The sequence below is a fragment of the Pseudomonas sp. Pse35 genome, assembly GCF_024519715.1.
Lineage (GTDB): Bacteria > Pseudomonadota > Gammaproteobacteria > Pseudomonadales > Pseudomonadaceae > Aquipseudomonas > Aquipseudomonas paracarnis.
In genome coordinates this window covers 36,614-51,949 of sequence record NZ_JALJRP010000016.1, presented here as the reverse complement: position 1 = coordinate 51,949, position 15,336 = coordinate 36,614, and the positions used below count along the sequence as shown (strand labels likewise).

12 protein-coding genes are annotated in these 15,336 nt (G+C 57.7%); all 12 read left to right on the top strand.

Going from position 1 to position 15,336, the window contains the following annotated elements:
• Positions 1-42: 42 nt before the first annotated feature.
• The 12 genes from OC445_RS15295 (at position 43) to OC445_RS15240 (ending at position 15,317) form a co-directional block, all read left to right on the top strand.
• Positions 43-744, top strand: a complete 702-nt coding sequence (locus OC445_RS15295) for a transposase (protein WP_054918456.1) — start codon at positions 43-45, stop codon at positions 742-744.
• 53 nt (positions 745-797) lie between these two features.
• On the top strand, positions 798-1,052 hold the full coding sequence (locus OC445_RS15290; RefSeq protein WP_146120443.1) for a hypothetical protein: 255 nt from the start codon (positions 798-800) through the stop codon (positions 1,050-1,052).
• A 225-nt stretch (positions 1,053-1,277) separates the two neighbouring features.
• Positions 1,278-1,979 carry a transposase gene (locus OC445_RS15285; RefSeq protein ID WP_262020204.1) on the top strand — a complete coding sequence of 234 codons (702 nt, stop codon included), beginning with the start codon at positions 1,278-1,280 and terminating at the stop codon, positions 1,977-1,979.
• A gap of 457 nt (positions 1,980-2,436) precedes the next feature.
• Entirely contained in the window at positions 2,437-4,131 is a 1,695-nt protein-coding gene (gene leuA, locus OC445_RS15280; RefSeq protein ID WP_034128567.1) for a 2-isopropylmalate synthase, read from the top strand.
• 1 nt (position 4,132) lies between these two features.
• Positions 4,133-4,873 (top strand): AraC family transcriptional regulator, encoded by a 741-nt coding sequence (locus OC445_RS15275; RefSeq protein WP_054899116.1) that lies wholly within the window; start codon positions 4,133-4,135, stop codon positions 4,871-4,873.
• Between the two features lie 210 nt (positions 4,874-5,083).
• A complete protein-coding gene (locus tag OC445_RS15270; protein ID WP_198790645.1) occupies positions 5,084-6,586 on the top strand; it encodes a TolC family protein in 1,503 nt (500 codons plus the stop codon).
• On the top strand, positions 6,583-7,755 hold the full coding sequence (locus tag OC445_RS15265) for an HlyD family secretion protein (protein WP_198790644.1): 1,173 nt from the start codon (positions 6,583-6,585) through the stop codon (positions 7,753-7,755). Before OC445_RS15270 ends, OC445_RS15265 begins: the two co-directional genes overlap by 4 nt.
• A complete protein-coding gene (locus tag OC445_RS15260; RefSeq protein ID WP_054918466.1) occupies positions 7,748-9,292 on the top strand; it encodes an MDR family MFS transporter in 1,545 nt (514 codons plus the stop codon). The genes OC445_RS15265 and OC445_RS15260 overlap by 8 nt, the downstream gene beginning before the upstream one ends.
• 461 nt (positions 9,293-9,753) lie before the next feature.
• Positions 9,754-10,530 carry a DUF3050 domain-containing protein gene (locus tag OC445_RS15255; RefSeq protein ID WP_054898387.1) on the top strand — a complete coding sequence of 259 codons (777 nt, stop codon included), beginning with the start codon at positions 9,754-9,756 and terminating at the stop codon, positions 10,528-10,530.
• Complete coding sequence (locus tag OC445_RS15250; RefSeq protein ID WP_089042406.1) at positions 10,527-10,874, top strand: DUF4437 domain-containing protein; 348 nt, start codon at positions 10,527-10,529, stop codon at positions 10,872-10,874. The genes OC445_RS15255 and OC445_RS15250 overlap by 4 nt, the downstream gene beginning before the upstream one ends.
• Before the next feature lie 24 nt (positions 10,875-10,898).
• Positions 10,899-11,828, top strand: a complete 930-nt coding sequence (locus OC445_RS15245; protein WP_072448457.1) for a diiron oxygenase — start codon at positions 10,899-10,901, stop codon at positions 11,826-11,828.
• 12 nt (positions 11,829-11,840) lie between these two features.
• Positions 11,841-15,317 (top strand): amino acid adenylation domain-containing protein, encoded by a 3,477-nt coding sequence (locus OC445_RS15240; RefSeq protein ID WP_198790643.1) that lies wholly within the window; start codon positions 11,841-11,843, stop codon positions 15,315-15,317.
• The last annotated feature ends 19 nt before the right edge of the window (positions 15,318-15,336 follow it).

Below are 15,336 nucleotides of genomic sequence, written 5' to 3'. Positions count from 1 at the left end.
CCCATTTGCTAGGCTGTAATTCTCTAAGGAAGGAGGTTACCTATGCCCAGAGTGGGACGTGTCGTTTTGCCCAACTATCCTCATCATGTTGTACAGCGTGGTCACAACCGCCAGGTGATCTTTGCTGCCGAGGAGGACTACCAGCGCTACGTGAGAGACCTTCGAGAGCTTAAGGACGCATTTGGCATAAAAATATACGCCTACTGTTTGATGACTAATCATGTCCATTTACTGGTTTCTCCGGGTAACTCGGTTGCAGGGCTAGGGCAGTTAATGAAGGCGCTCGCGGCTCGGGCCACTCGGTATCGAAACAGGTTAGAAGGGCGGACAGGTACATTATGGGAGGGACGGTATAAATCAAGCGTGGTGCAAACGGAGGCTTACTTGCTAGCTTGCTGCAGGTACATTGAATTAAATCCGGTTCGTGCATGCATGGTAGCTGACGCGGCGGATTATCCATGGTCAAGTTACAGTGCCCGCACAGGGCTGGTGCCTGATAGTGACTGGCTTGATGTTGATGCTTGTTTTTCCATATTGGGAGATACAACGCTGAAGCGCCGCGAAAATTATAAGGTATTTGTGAAGCAGTCCGTTTCGAGTGATGAGACGAAAATTATTCGTGAGGCGTTGCAACGGGGGCAGCTTACCGGAACTGCTCGTTTCATTGAAGAAGTTGAGAGGATTGCAGGCGTTCGTATTGAGCGCCGAGGGCAAGGGCGGCCAAGGTTGGATGGTGGTAAATAAATCTGTCCCCTTTTTGCTTTTTGTCGTGGTGTATCTAATATGGGAAGTAATAAGTGAAGCCAAAAACGGTAGGTTGGTACCTATTGGGTACGCTAGCTGTGTATTTTTTTCTGGTTTTTTTTGTGGTAGGTATTGTCGGTAATTTACTCGTGGCGACGATTGCATATTTCAAGCTGGGTCATTGGGCGCTTGAGGCTGGCGTTATCAATGCCTCTCTGAAAGTCGCTGCTTACTGCGGGGTTCCAGTAGGTGCGGGTATTTGGATGTTGTCATGGCTGAAAAGTCGTAAAGACAAAAAAAGGCACTAGTATTTGGAAGAAGTAGAAAAAGGGGACAGATTTGAATGGCACTTACTTAACCTTCTTTGGTTGTCCATTTCTCCTGACCTCGGCCCTTGCCGCCGAACGCGTTTGCATCAGCATCGGGTAAGGTTTTGGATAAAAGGGGACTGGATAAAAGGGGACGAAAAAAGGGGGCAGATTTATTTTTTTCCCATTTGCTAGGCTGTAATTCTCTAAGGAAGGAGGTTACCTATGCCCAGAGTGGGACGTGTCGTTTTGCCCAACTATCCTCATCATGTTGTACAGCGTGGTCACAACCGCCAGGTGATCTTTGCTGCCGAGGAGGACTACCAGCGCTACGTGAGAGACCTTCGAGAGCTTAAGGACGCATTTGGCATAAAAATATACGCCTACTGTTTGATGACTAATCATGTCCATTTACTGGTTTCTCCGGGTAACTCGGTTGCAGGGCTAGGGCAGTTAATGAAGGCGCTCGCGGCTCGGGCCACTCGGTATCGAAACAGGTTAGAAGGGCGGACAGGTACATTATGGGAGGGACGGTATAAATCAAGCGTGATGCAAACGGAGACTTACTTGCTAGCTTGCTGCCGGTACATTGAATTAAATCCGGTTCGTGCATGCATGGTAGCTGACGCGGCGGATTATCCATGGTCAAGTTACAGTGCCCGCACAGGGCTGGTGCCTGATAGTGACTGGCTTGATGTTGATGCTTGTTTTTCCATATTGGGAGATACAACGCTGAAGCGCCGCGAAAATTATAAGGTATTTGTGAAGCAGTCCGTTTCGAGTGATGAGACGAGAATTATTCGTGAGGCGTTGCAACGGGGGCAGCTTACCGGAACTGCTCGTTTCATTGAAGAATTTGAGAGGATTGCAGGCGTTCGTATTGAGCGCCGAGGGCAAGGGCGGCCGAGGTTGGATGGTGGTAAATAAATCTGTCCCCTTTTTGGTCCTTTTTGGTCGGTCCCCTTTTTGGTCGTCACCCCCTTTTTGGTCGCTTTTTGCTCGTCCTGAACGTAACCTACAGGTATCCAATCAAGTGTGTTCAGAAAACCCGAGAGCCTTACACAGGTAAGGTTCTCGGGTTTTTTTTGCCCGTCAGAAATGTTTTCCCTGGCTCCCTCAGCCCGTTCATCCAAGCGATAGGTTCTTTTTTACTGATTTTGCCGGTAACTCCTGACTTCCGGTCTTTGATTGTTTGTTTTTATTTCTTTGCGCAATATTTTTTCGGTTTTTTTGAGCTTTTTGGATTTTTCTTTGGATTTTTTCATTCCGCAAACTCAACAACGCAATTTGTATCAAACTATGTTCGTTTAGTATTGGATCCAATCAGTCGGCATTGCCGGTGGTGTGTCTGACACAAACAAACTGCTGAAAAAGGAGAAACGCCATGATGCTCAAGGACCCTTCCCGCAAATATCGCCACTTCACCACGGTCAACCTGCCGGATCGCACATGGCCCAGCACTGTCCAGGCTGCTGCTCCCACCTGGTGCAGTGTGGATATGCGTGATGGCAACCAGGCTTTGATCGAGCCGATGAATGCCGAGCGCAAGCGGCGTTTCTTCGATTTGCTGGTGAAGGTCGGTTTCAAGCAGATCGAGGTGGGCTTTCCTGCCGCTTCGCAGACCGACTTTGACTATGTCCGTGAGCTGATTGAAAGCGGTTCGATTCCTGATGATGTGACGATTCAGGTCATGACCCAGGCGCGCAGCCACCTCATCGCACGCACGTTTGAGGCGTTGAAGGGCGCGCCTCGCGCCATCGTGCATGTTTACAATGCGACGGCGCCGGTGTTTCGGGACGTTGTCTTCAATGTGGACAAGGCGGGCTGCATCGAGATTGCTACCCAGGCAACACGAGAGATCAAGCAGCACATGGACGCGAACCCCGATACGCAGTGGACGTTCCAGTACTCCCCGGAAACCTTTTGCTTCACCGAGCTGGATTTTGCATTGCAGGTGTGTGAAGCGGTGACGGATACGTTCGGGCCGACCCCGAGCAACAAGATGATCCTGAATCTGCCCACCACCGTGGAGGTGTCTACCGCCAATGTCTTCGCCGACCAGATCGAATGGTTCTGCCGGCACTTCAGTCGCCGTGACAGTGTGGTCATCAGCGTGCATCCGCACAATGATCGGGGCACTGGAGTTTCCACCGCGGAGCAGGCGTGCCTGGCCGGTGCCGAGCGTGTCGAGGGCACGTTGTTCGGTAACGGTGAGCGTACCGGCAACGTCGATATCCTCACGCTGGCGATGAACCTCTACACCAGCGGCATCGATCCGCAGTTGGATTTCTCCGACATCCTGCACGTCCAGCGTGAGGTGGAGTTCTGCAATCAGTTGCCGACCCATCCTCGTCACCCTTACGCCGGTGAGTTGGTGTTTACCGCGTTCTCCGGCTCGCATCAGGACGCGATCAAGAAAGGCTTTGCGGCGCGCCAGGCCAATCCGCAGGGCATGTGGGAAGTGCCGTATCTGCCTATCGATCCTGCCGATATGGGCCGTAGCTATGAAGCGGTGATTCGCGTGAACAGCCAGTCGGGCAAGGGGGGAGTGGCCTATCTGTTGGAGCAGCACGGCATTGTGATGCCGCGTCGCTTGCAGATGGAGTTCAGCAGCCTGGTACAACAGGAAGCCGATGGCTCCGGCCAGGAAATCAGTGGCGAGATGATCCTTGCCTGCTTCACCCGGCATTACCTGGAGCAGGGCAAGCCTTACGCGTTACGAGCCCCCAAACTGGTGAGCGAGGGCGATGTGACTTACCTGGAGGCCACCCTTGAACAAGGTACACAGCGCATCGACTTGAGTGGCGAGGGCAACGGCCCGCTTGCGGCGCTGGTCGATGCGTTTGCCCAGCGTGGCATTCATTTTGATATCGCCGATTACCACGAACATGCCACCCGTGACGGTGCCCAGGCTGAGGCGTTGGCCTATGTGGAAATTCGCGTGGGCAACCAGTTGCTGTTCGGCGCCGCTCGCGATGGCAGTAGCCTGCTCGCTTCCCTCGAAGCGGTCACCAGTGCGGTCAATCGTGCATCGCGCCTGGGCCTGCTCAGCGTGGTGAATGCTGCGGTGCCGTCCTGAGATGAACGCGCATACCGCATTGGCGGCACTTGCCGGTAATTATGGCCACGGTGACATCGTGGCCTCGCATCGACATGACGAAGGCCAACTGGTCTACGCCATCAACGGCGTGATGCTTGTGTCGGTGGAGGAGACCACCTGGGTGGTACCTTCCGGGCATGCCCTGTGGGTGCCTTCAGGTTTGGAACATCAGATCCGCATGACCGGCGAAGTGCGCATGCGCACTTTGTTGATCTCACCGGGAGCGCACCGTCGTTTGACGGAGGAGTGCGAGGTCATCAGGGTTTCACCCTTGCTGCGCGAGCTGATTGTGGCCGCCGGCGATGAGCCTGACAGCCACCCGGCGTCGTTGCGGCATGTACAGATTGTCGAGCTGATTTTCTCGGAACTTGACCGTGCGCAAAGGGTGCTGGCTCACGTGCCGATACCGGACGAGCCTAGGCTCAAGTCTCTGTGTGCGGACTTTATCGACAACCCTTCTCAGGAGTCGAAACTGGAGAGTTGGGCGGTGCAACTCAATATGAGTTCACGCACCTTGGCTCGGCTGTTCCAGAAAGAGTTGGGCATGAGTTACGGCGAGTGGCGCAAGCGCACGCGGCTGCTGCTCAGCATGCAGCGGCTGGCCAGTGGTGCCTCCATCCTTGAAGTGGCATTGGAGCATGGTTATCAGAGTCCGAGTGCATTTACCGCGATGTTCAAACGCACCATGGGCTACACCCCGAGTAACTGTCGCTTGGTCTGAATCTGACTGGCGATAGCACCACCTCCTTTTGAACATGGCCCCGCCTCCAGGCAGGGCCATGTTTACCTGTGCCTGGTGTATGGAGCCTGCGGCGCAGAGGGCGCGCCGGCACATTGTCCCAATCGAAACGATGGTTGTCTGGAACTCGGGAGATGCGCAACCGGTTGCTCTCTTACCCTGCGTCTCTACTTGGCATTCTGGATTTCTTCGATGGGTTCGCCTTCTCTTTTCCCACGGCATTACCGTCTTTCGCTGCTTGGCATGGCGGTGGCGTTGTTGGCGGGTTGTTCGTCCTGGGTCGCCCATACACCGGCACAGCCACATCCGGAACGCATCAATGCCCTGAGCCACCTGCCCCAAGGTGTCTCGGACCAAGTGTTACCTGAGCGCTGGTGGCAGTTGTATAACGATCCGCAACTCGATGCGCTGGTGCAACAGGCGTTACTGCACAACCGCGACCTGGCGGCGGCCCAGGCCCATGTGCAAGCGATGCTGGCCGGGATCCAGCAGGCCGATGCCGAGCGCTGGCCGTCCACCCAGGCGTCGCTGGGGGCCGCTTATGGCAAGACGACCGATGACCAGACGCTGGCCAAGGCCACCGATAGCCATGCGCCGTCAGAATGGGCATTCAACCCAGGCTTCGAGCTGGCTTATCAAGTGGATGTGTGGGGCCAGGTTCAGCGCACCATTGAACGTGCCCACGTGCAAACCGCAGCGGCGCAGGATGCCGAGGACTTGCTGCGCATCACGGTCGTGGCGCAAACCACTCGCGCCTATGTGAATGCCTGCGCCCTGGGGGCGCGTGCCAAGGTACAGCGCCATTCGTTGGACGTGGTCGGGCATAGCCTGGCGTTGACCGATCGCCAGCGCCAGGCCGGTGTGGTGACAGACCTTGAATACAGCCGCATGCAAGCCCTGCAAGGCGAAACCCAGGCGTTGCTGCCGATGTTGGAGGCGCGTCGACAAGCCGCGCTCTACGAATTGGCCATGCTGACCGGCGTCGCTGAACTGGACCAAGGCTCTGGCGCCGCAACGTGTGAAGTGGTGCCCCAACTCAATGCCGAGTTGCCGGTGGGTGATGGCTGGCAACTATTGGCGCGCCGCCCCGACATACGTCAGGCCGAGCGCGCGTTGCAGGCGGCCACGCTGCAAGTGGATATCGTCCAGGCCGACCTGTACCCCAAGGTGACCTTCGGCGCTTCAGTGTCCTCCTCGGCCAACAAACCCCATGAGCTGGGGGACAGCAGTGCGGTGATGTTCGGCATCGGCCCACTGATTACCTGGCAGTTCCCTAATTGGCAGGCCAACCGCGCGCGGGTCAAGCAGGCACGGGCACTCGAGCAGGTGGAGGTCGCGCAGTTCGAGGCCAGCGTCCTCAAGGCCCTCAAGGAGGTGCGCCAGGCCCTGGCGTTGTACGACGGCGAACGGCAGCGCCACGCGGCCTTGAGCCGGGCGCTGGACAGCAGCCGCCAAGCCTACAAGTTGGCCCAATTCAACTACGACGCCGGTTCTATCGACTTTCTCGACGTGCTGGACAGTGAGCGTGAACTGATCCGCTTGCAGGCCACGCGCGCCGACGCCGATGGCCAGTTACTGCAACGCCAGATCGACCTATTCCGTGCCCTTGGTGGCGGTTGGCAGTCCGGCGCCGTCGATACCCCGGCCGCTGCGCCCACCCACGCGTCTATCCCTTCTTCCGGTACCCAGCCATGAATATCGCCGTTGATGAAAAAACTGCTGTCCAGGACGAGCAGGAGAATGTGCTCGAGCAACTTATGCATGCGCGTAAGCAACGGCGCAAAAGAAACCTGATCCTGCTGGGCGGCGCCGGGTTGTTGATCGCGGCGGTGGTGTTCGGCGTGTACTGGATGACCGTCGGCCGCTATCTGGAGCAGACCGATGATGCGTATGTGCGGGCCGACTGGATCCCCATCAGCCCGAAAGTCTCAGGCTACGTGGCCGAGGTGATAGTAGAGGATGATCAGCCGGTCAAGGCAGGGGATGTGCTGGTACGCATCGAGGACCGTGACTACCAGGCCCGCTTGGCACAAGCCCGCGCAGAACTGGCCGAGACCCAGGCCTCGGTGGCAGCGCAAGAGGCCAACTTGACAGTCACTGACAGCCTGATCGCCCAGCAAAAGGCCGGGGTTGCCCAGGCTGAGGCCCATGCTCGCAGTGTGGCCGCTGAGTTACGCCGCGCAAGCCTTGACCAGCGTCGCTACGAAGGCTTGGTGCGCGAACATGCTGCCAGCGCGCAGCGTCTGGAAACGGCCGCCGCCAGTTACACCCAGGCCAATGCTGCGGTGGAAATTGCCAAGGCGATGCAACGCCAGCAGGAAACCCGCTTGACCGTGGCCATCACCCGCCGTCAACTGGCCCAGGCTTCGCTCCAGCAGCAGATAGCCCGGCGCAGCCAGGCCGAGGCGCAGTTGAACCTGGCGACGCATGCGTTGGAGGACACCTTGATCCGCTCACCCATCGACGGCGTGGTGGGGCAGCGCAAAGTCCGTACCCGCCAATACGTCGCGCCAGGGTTGCCACTGCTGGCGGTGGTGCCTTTGCAGCAGGCTTACGTCGTGGCCAACTACAAAGAAACTCAATTGCGCGATATGCGTGCCGGCCAACCGGTGGATATCAGCGTCGACAGTTATTCGGGGCGCAAGCTCAAAGGCCATGTGGTGAGCTTCTCGCCAGGCTCCGGGGCGGTGTTCGCACTGTTGCCGTCGGACAACGCTACCGGCAACTTCACCAAGATCGTGCAACGCTTTCCAGTCAAGATCGTCATTGATGAGCATGACGAAGGCGGGCCCATCCTGCCGGGCATGTCGGTGATCACCACGGTGGACACCCGCCCAGCTGAGCAGGGCGCTGCACATGACTGAAGCGGCTGAAAAGAGCGTCTCCTTTCGCGCCTGGGTGGCGGTGATCGGGGGGCTGTTCGGCTGTTTCATGGCCGGCATGAACGTGCACGTGACCAGCGCCGCGCTGCCGGAGATCGAAGGCTCCCTGGGCGCGACGTTCGAGGAAGGCTCGTGGATTTCCACCGCCTACCTGGTCGCGGAAATCGTGATGATCCCGCTGACCGCCTGGTTGGTGCAGGTGTTCTCTCTGCGACGTGTGATGCTCGTGGGCTCGTTTGTATTTTTGGTGGCGTCCATTGCCTGCTCCTGGGCGCCCAACCTGGAAGTGATGATCATCATTCGGGTAATCCAGGGCGCTGCCGGCGCAGTGCTGATTCCCTTGTCATTCCAGCTGATCATCACTGAACTGCCGCCCAGCAAGATCGCGATGGGCATGGCGCTGTTCGCGTTGTCCAACAGCGTCGCCCAGGCCGCCGGGCCGTCCATTGGCGGCTGGCTGACCGATGCCTATTCCTGGCGCTGGATCTTCTACCTGCAACTGGCCCCCGGCATTCTCTTGCTGTTGGCGGTGGCATGGTCGATCGATGCCAAGCCCATGCAGTTGAGCCTGCTCAAGCGCGGCGACTGGGGCGGGATCATCGCCATGATCGTCGGCCTGGGTGGCTTGCAGATCGTGCTGGAAGAAGGTGGCCGCAAGGACTGGTTCGGCTCCGATTTCATTGTATGGATGTCACTGATTGCCGGCGTTGCCTTGGTGTACTTCGTGCTGTCGCAGTTGTATGGCAGTCGCTCCTTCATCAACCTGCGCCTGCTCAAGAGCTACAACTTCGGCGTGGCCAGCGCAGCGATGTTCATCTTTGGCGCGGCCACCTTCGGCCTGGTGTTCCTGGTGCCCAATTACCTGTCTCAGTTGCAGGGCTACAACGCCCGGGAGATTGGCATCAGCCTGATCGCCTACGGCATGGTGCAACTGGTACTGGCGCCGTTCATGCCGCGCTTGATGAAGTGGCTCAACCCGAAACTGATGGTTGCCAGTGGCTTTTTCATCATGGCCCTGGGGTGCTATCTCGGCGCGCACCTGGACGTGGACAGCGCCGCCAACGTGATTATTCCGTCCACCGTGGTACGGGGCATCGGGCAGCCGCTGATCATGGTGGCGCTTTCCGTGCTGGCGGTGTCTGGCCTGGCCAAAGATGAAGCCGGCTCGGCCTCGGCCTTGTTTTCCATGCTGCGTAACTTGGGTGGTGCCGTGGGCACGGCGGGCCTGACGCAGATCGTGGCCATGCGCGAGCGCTTTCACTCTGAGCGGGTAGGGGAGTCGATCACCCTGTTTTCCCCGGCCTTTCAGGAGCGCCTGCGCGCCAGCATGGCCGACAGCGAGGCTTTTATCTTCAACCAGCTATTACCCGCTCAACAGCAGGTCCTTGAGGGCTTGATCCACACCGTGCGTCGTGAGGCGTACCTGATGGCCTACAGCGATGCGTTCTATGTGTCCTGTATTGCTTTGATCTTGTGCGGGGTCGCGGCCCTGGCATTGCGCCAATCAGCAAAGAACTGAACTCATTACTGCCCGCAGGTAATACGCGGGCGCTTATCAGCGGTAAGAGGGAACTTGAATGGTAAAAAGGCGAATGGCCGCGTTCATAGACTAGTTAATTGCTAACTTAGCAATTCCATACAGTTTGTTTGCACTCCCTTGAGGGGTGTTAGCTAACTATTGCCTGGCGAAGTTGATTTTATTAACTTCGGTCGGGCTTCTGTTTTTGTGGGTTTTACAACTTGGAAATAAATTGTATTAATTTTCCAAAAAACACTTGCTGATCATCATGAACTTCCTCTAAGTTTCGTCTTGCTTCGACGGCTGACCTTCGGGTCACGGAAGCATAACCGTACAACTTAATTGAATAAGACTCTAGCACTGGCCAAGAACGGCGAGGCAGGCCTGCTTATGCCTGAAAAAAGGTAAGCGGGTATCTCTCGAGTGGTCAGCGTTAACTAAAGCCTGATAAGGAGCGCAACATGGAAGATAAAAAGACGCTGTTGAACGCCAAGAAAGTAGAGCTGGGCAATCATCGGATCTTTGCTGAAATCAATTCGCTGCCGGTCCTGCGCGCCTTTATGGAAACCCATGTGTTTGCGGTGTGGGATTTCATGTCCCTGGCCAAGCGCCTGCAACAGGACCTCACCTGTACTCGCCTGCCTTGGCTGCCTCCCGTGGACCCGGCGGCCGCGCACCTGATCAACGAAATCATCCTGGGCGAAGAGTCCGACCAGAACTTGCAAGGCGGTCACTACAGCCACTTCGAACTCTACCTGCATGCCATGCGCGAAGTCGGCGCCAGCACCGACAAGATCGAACACTTTGTCAAACTGATGCGCGAAGGCGTCGATCTGAAAACGGCCTTGAGCCGTTGCGGTGCAGGCCTGGCAGCGTCGGCTTTCGTCACTGACACCATCGAAACCGCCATCAACGCTTCCACCCACAGTGTGGCTGCTGCGTTTTTGCATGGCCGTGAAAGTGTCATCCCGCAGATGTTCCAGCGCATTCTGGACGATTGGGATATCACCGCAGACGACGCGCCAACCTTTCGCTATTACCTGCAGCGCCACATCGAAGTCGACTCGGAAGACCACGGCCCGGCGGCAGAAAGCCTGTTGGCGCGCCTGGTCAATGGCGATGCGCAGCGTCAGGAAGAGGTCTACGTATCGGCTATCGCGGCGGTACAAAGCCGCCTGGCGTTGTGGGACAACCTGCGCGTGGCCATGGGCGAAACGGTCAGTGAGTGCGTGGCATGAACTTCGAAGTGATCGAGGCCGACCAGGCCCAATGGTTTGAGGTGACCTCTGAACGCGGTATCACGCTGACCGTCTTCAAAGACACATTGGACCCTGTTACGAAAACTGGAGTGCGTACACGTCTGGTACGTTTTCACCCTGGGGGCGGCACCCGTGAAATCTATACCCATGATTATCACGAAGAAGTGTATTTGATTGACGGCGACCAGACAGAGCAGGCCAGTGAGGGGCGCCCGGAGAAAACTTACCGCGACGGTAGTTACTTCTTCAGGGCCGCACACACGGAGCACGGGCCGTTTAATTCGAAAGACGGATGCCTGTTGTTTGAAGTGCACTACTACTGAGTATCATGAATAAAGGAAGTAGTCATGAGAGCTGAAGCATATCAATCGTTTTCCGAGTCGTGGGAGGAAAGGGCGACCATTCGGACGCGCCCGAGACGACGCTTGGAAGATGACGAAAAGTTAATATTTCCGACCAGTCGTCAACCATTGGTCATGAGCGCTACCTTTATGCAGAAGTGTAGTCACTTACAGCATTTTGTTCTCGTTCAGAGCTTGTATAAGTTCATTAATGATGTGGTGATTTTCGAAACCGAAATTGTCGACAAGACCGCCAGGAGCATTGCGAAAGATAACTTCGCTATCCGCTTTCCGTTTGCGTGCCGTTACGACGCGATGACCGTGGTCGTCGATGAGGACTATCACGCGCTAGTGGCGATGGACTACATGCAACAGACCATCGAGTTGACGGGCATCGAACCCATCACCTTGCCAGCGGAAATCGAGCTCAGCCGTTCTATCCCCAAGGCATTGGCCATGGCGCCCGCGCACCTCAAGGCTGCTGTCGAGCTGATCTGCGTGGCCATTGCGGAAAACACCCTGACCAACGATGTTGCCGCGTTTGCCCGCGACGACTCGGTCAAGGCATCGGTCAAGGGGTTGATGGCCGACCACTTGGCGGATGAGGGTCGACATTCGGGCTTTTGGGCCAAGTTGACGCGCATTTACTGGAATACCGCGAGCGAAGAGGACAAACGTGTGCTGGCCTCGATCATGCCGGTGTTCCTGGGTGAGTACCTGACCAACGAGATCCAGCAGGGGTTTGATTTCGCGCTGATCGAGCAACTGCCGGTGAACCCCAGCGTCAAGGCGGCGTTGCGTGAAGAGGTCGAAGGCATGAGTTTTCCGATCACGCCGTCTCACCCGCTGGTAGGCAACATCGTCCGATTCTTCAAACACAGCGGCCTGCTCGACGCTCCCTGCATGCAGGAAGCGCTCGCCGATTATCTGCGCTAGAGGACAACTTCGATGAGACATCTTGATATCGTTTTGTGCGGGCGCAGCCATGCGCTCGCCTGCCTTACGCAAGAGTTGGAACAGATGGGGCACACCGCCCGCTTGTTGACCAGCGATAACGCCATTGAGCTTTGCCAGTTATCGGCGCCGGACGTGCTGATAGACGACGCCAGCACGGCGCGACTCCCGCACTATCCGTCGTGTCATCGCCTATCTTTGCGGGCGCAGGCTGACGATGACAGTGATGTTCTCGCGCCACTGCGGGTGGACTGCCTGTGGCGTCCTGGCGATGGCGATTGGATGCTGCTGGGGCGTCGTGAAGTCAGCGCCTCCCTCGCCGGCAACGGTGCCGACCGGGCACGTGAAGCGATAGCGCAAGTGGTAGAGATGGCCAGTGTGCACATCGGGCGTTTCTCACGCAGTGCTGACTATCTTGAGGCGCCCCGTGAGCCGGTGCAGGCGATTGATCGCTTGTCGAGCCTGACCCTGTTGGATGGCCTGGCCTGGCGTCATCGCCACAATGCGAGCGCTAATACCGGCATTCTGGAGGAGGCCAGGCGCCCCTTTGTGCAGCGCTTGGCCGATAGCCTGTTGGCCAACGCCGAGCGCAACGCCCTGAAAGTGCAAGGGCGGGGTATGTCCTATGCGCAACTGCACGCTTATAGCGTTGCGATCCAGGAACGCTTGCAACCCTTGCTTGAAACCTCGACCCCAGGGTTGACGGTGGTCGGCATCTCGTTGCCCAAAGGCACTGCGCTCTATGCAGCGATCCTGGCGGTGATTGGTTGCGGTGCGGTGTACCTGCCGTTGGACCCGAACCATCCTGTCGAACGCCGTGCAGCCATCCTCAAGCATGCCGGTGCCAGCCTGCTGATCCAGGACACCGAGGCAGACAACCCGCTACCGGGCCTGGCTACCCTGGATATTGGCCATCTGGACTTCTTCCACCACGGCGCCAAGGGCTACAGCCGTGTCGCCCTGGCCCCGGATCAGAGCCTGTTGCGCGTAGCGCTGGATGGTTCGGCACCCTGTGTGGCGATCTACACGTCCGGTACCACCGGCCAACCCAAAGGCGTGTTGCTCACAGTCGACAACTTGAGCCACTTCTGTGCGTGGTATGCCCGTTACGTGGAACTGGACCGCCATAGCCGCGCCCTGCAGTTCTCGACCATCAATTTCGATGCATCGCTGCTGGATATCTTCCCGACGCTGATCCAGGGTGGCGAGTTGATCGTGCCCACCGAAGACCAGCGCCGCGACCCGGTGGCGCTTGCTGAGTTGATCCAACAGGAGCAGGTCACCCACGCCTTTTTGCCGCCGGCTTTGCTCAGCATCATCCAGCTTGAATCGCTGTACGGCATGCAGCACTTGGTGACGGGCGGCGATGTGTGCGAACCCCACGTGATCGAACAACTGGTTGGCCATTGTGCACTGCACAACATCTATGGCCCCACCGAGACCACGGTGCTCGCCACCTGCCGTACCTTCCAACGGGGGGACAACAATCGCAACCTGGGCGTACCGATTGCCAATACCGCGATTTACCTGCTGGATGAGCACGGCCAACCGGTAGGCGAAAATGACAGCGGTGAAATCCACATCGCCGGGCCAGGGGTGGGCGCCGGTTACCTGGGCGCCTTGCAAATGACGGCCGAACGCTATCGGCTGCACGAGTTGCCCGATGGCCAGTGGGTGCGCCTCTACCGTACCGGTGACCTGGCGCGTTGGACCGAGGAGGGCATCCAGATCATCGGGCGCCTGGATAACCAGGTGAAGATCCGCGGTTTTCGGGTGGAGCCGGAAGAGATCGAACACCTGCTGCAATCGAGCCAGTTGTTCCGGCAACTGGCGGTGGTCATCGATCACCAGCGCCGCATCCTGGCGTTTTTCTCCCAGCCCCAAGAGGGCGAGGGCCAGGCGGCCAGCGAGCAGTTGCAGGCCTATGCGCTCAAGCATTTGCCCGACTACATGCGCCCCAGCGCCTATTGCCTGCTGGACCGGTTGCCGGCCACGGCCAATGGCAAGGTCGACCGCAAGGCCTTGAGAGACCTGCCGGTCAACTACAAGACGCAAGGGCCGCGCCTGGCGCCCCAGAACGCCACCCAGGCGCAGTTGCTGGAGCTGTGGTCCAGGCTGCTCGACTTGCCTGGGCCGGACATTTCCGTAGATGACAGTTTCTTCAATCTGGGTGGCCATTCGATCCTGTTGTCGCAGATGCTCATGGGGATTCGCGAGGCGTTCGGCAAAGGAGTCTCGATCAACCGTTTTATTGAGCAACCCACCTTGGTCAACCTCGCCAACCTGATCGAGCAGGACGTCGAGGCCACTGCTACGGTCAGTCCGCAGGCGCTGCAAGACGCCATGATTCGGCCTGAGCTGGAGGTACTGCCCATCAGTCGATTGGGCAACGTACATAAAGTCATCGTGACCGGCTCCAACGGGTTCCTGGGTGTGCATATCGTCGAGGCCCTGCTGGAACTGGGCAGCACCGAAGTGGCGTGCCTGGTGCGCGAGTCCGGCGGCATGAGCGCGCAAGAGCGCTTCGAGGATGCGCTGATCCAGAACCGCCTTGAACATCTGGACCTGAGCCGGGTCAAGGTCCTGGCGGCGGATATCAGCAAGCCGCGCCTGGGGTTGTCCGAGCAGGACTATGAATGGCTGGATCGTGAATACGGCGTGTTGATCTACAACGCGGCCAACGTCAACCACGTGCTCGACTACGAGTCGCTGGTCAAGGACAACGTCACGCCGGTGCTGGAATGCCTGCAATTGTGTGAAGGGCGCAGCAAGAAAATTTTCAACTTCATTTCCACCCTGTCGGCCTCCAGCACGGTGGACGAGCAGGGCCGGGTATTGGAAGAACCGCCTGCCTTCACGCCGCCCATCTACATCCGCAATGGTTACAACCTCTCCAAATGGGTGGCTGAGCGCATCTTGTGGAACGCCAGTGAGTCGGGGGTGTGGGTCAATCTCTATCGCCCTGGAAACATCGCGTTCAATACGCGAACCGGTGTGTGCCAGCCTCATCAGAACCGTTTGATGCTGATGCTCAAAGGCTCTTTGCAGCTTAAGCAAGTGCCCGAACTGGCGCTCAACTTCGACCTGATGCCGGTGGACTTCCTCGCACGCTTCATTGCGTTTCACGCCAGCCGTCATAACCGCACCAAAGCGGTGTTCAACTTGCACAACCCGCTGCCTTTGACATGGGCTCACTATCTGGAGGCGTTCCGCGCGGCCGGTCACGATTTCCAGATGGTCCCGGTGACACAATGGCAGCAACGCCTGTCGGCCATCGACAGTGATAACGCGTTGTTCGGCGTGGTCGGTTTTTACCTCAATGGGTTTGAAGAAGACATTGGCGATATCTCGATGATCGAGTACCGCAATGCACTCTCAGGCATCCAGAGCATGGGCGAAGACTACCCAGCCAAGAACAGTGAGTTGCTGCAAAAAGGCTGTGACTACCTCAAGCAAATCGATTTCATCTGAGCAAAAAAAGGAGCTTACC

What these genes read in the sequence shown, in the direction of transcription:
- OC445_RS15295 (WP_054918456.1), top strand. Translation starts at nt 43, where the DNA reads ATGCCCAGAGTGGGACGTGTCGTTTTGCCCAACTATCCTCATCATGTT.
- OC445_RS15285 (WP_262020204.1), top strand. Translation starts at nt 1,278, where the DNA reads ATGCCCAGAGTGGGACGTGTCGTTTTGCCCAACTATCCTCATCATGTT.
- leuA (WP_034128567.1), top strand. Translation starts at nt 2,437, where the DNA reads ATGATGCTCAAGGACCCTTCCCGCAAATATCGCCACTTCACCACGGTC.
- OC445_RS15275 (WP_054899116.1), top strand. Translation starts at nt 4,133, where the DNA reads ATGAACGCGCATACCGCATTGGCGGCACTTGCCGGTAATTATGGCCAC.
- OC445_RS15270 (WP_198790645.1), top strand. Translation starts at nt 5,084, where the DNA reads ATGGGTTCGCCTTCTCTTTTCCCACGGCATTACCGTCTTTCGCTGCTT.
- OC445_RS15265 (WP_198790644.1), top strand. Translation starts at nt 6,583, where the DNA reads ATGAATATCGCCGTTGATGAAAAAACTGCTGTCCAGGACGAGCAGGAG.
- OC445_RS15260 (WP_054918466.1), top strand. Translation starts at nt 7,748, where the DNA reads ATGACTGAAGCGGCTGAAAAGAGCGTCTCCTTTCGCGCCTGGGTGGCG.
- OC445_RS15255 (WP_054898387.1), top strand. Translation starts at nt 9,754, where the DNA reads ATGGAAGATAAAAAGACGCTGTTGAACGCCAAGAAAGTAGAGCTGGGC.
- OC445_RS15250 (WP_089042406.1), top strand. Translation starts at nt 10,527, where the DNA reads ATGAACTTCGAAGTGATCGAGGCCGACCAGGCCCAATGGTTTGAGGTG.
- OC445_RS15245 (WP_072448457.1), top strand. Translation starts at nt 10,899, where the DNA reads ATGAGAGCTGAAGCATATCAATCGTTTTCCGAGTCGTGGGAGGAAAGG.
- OC445_RS15240 (WP_198790643.1), top strand. Translation starts at nt 11,841, where the DNA reads ATGAGACATCTTGATATCGTTTTGTGCGGGCGCAGCCATGCGCTCGCC.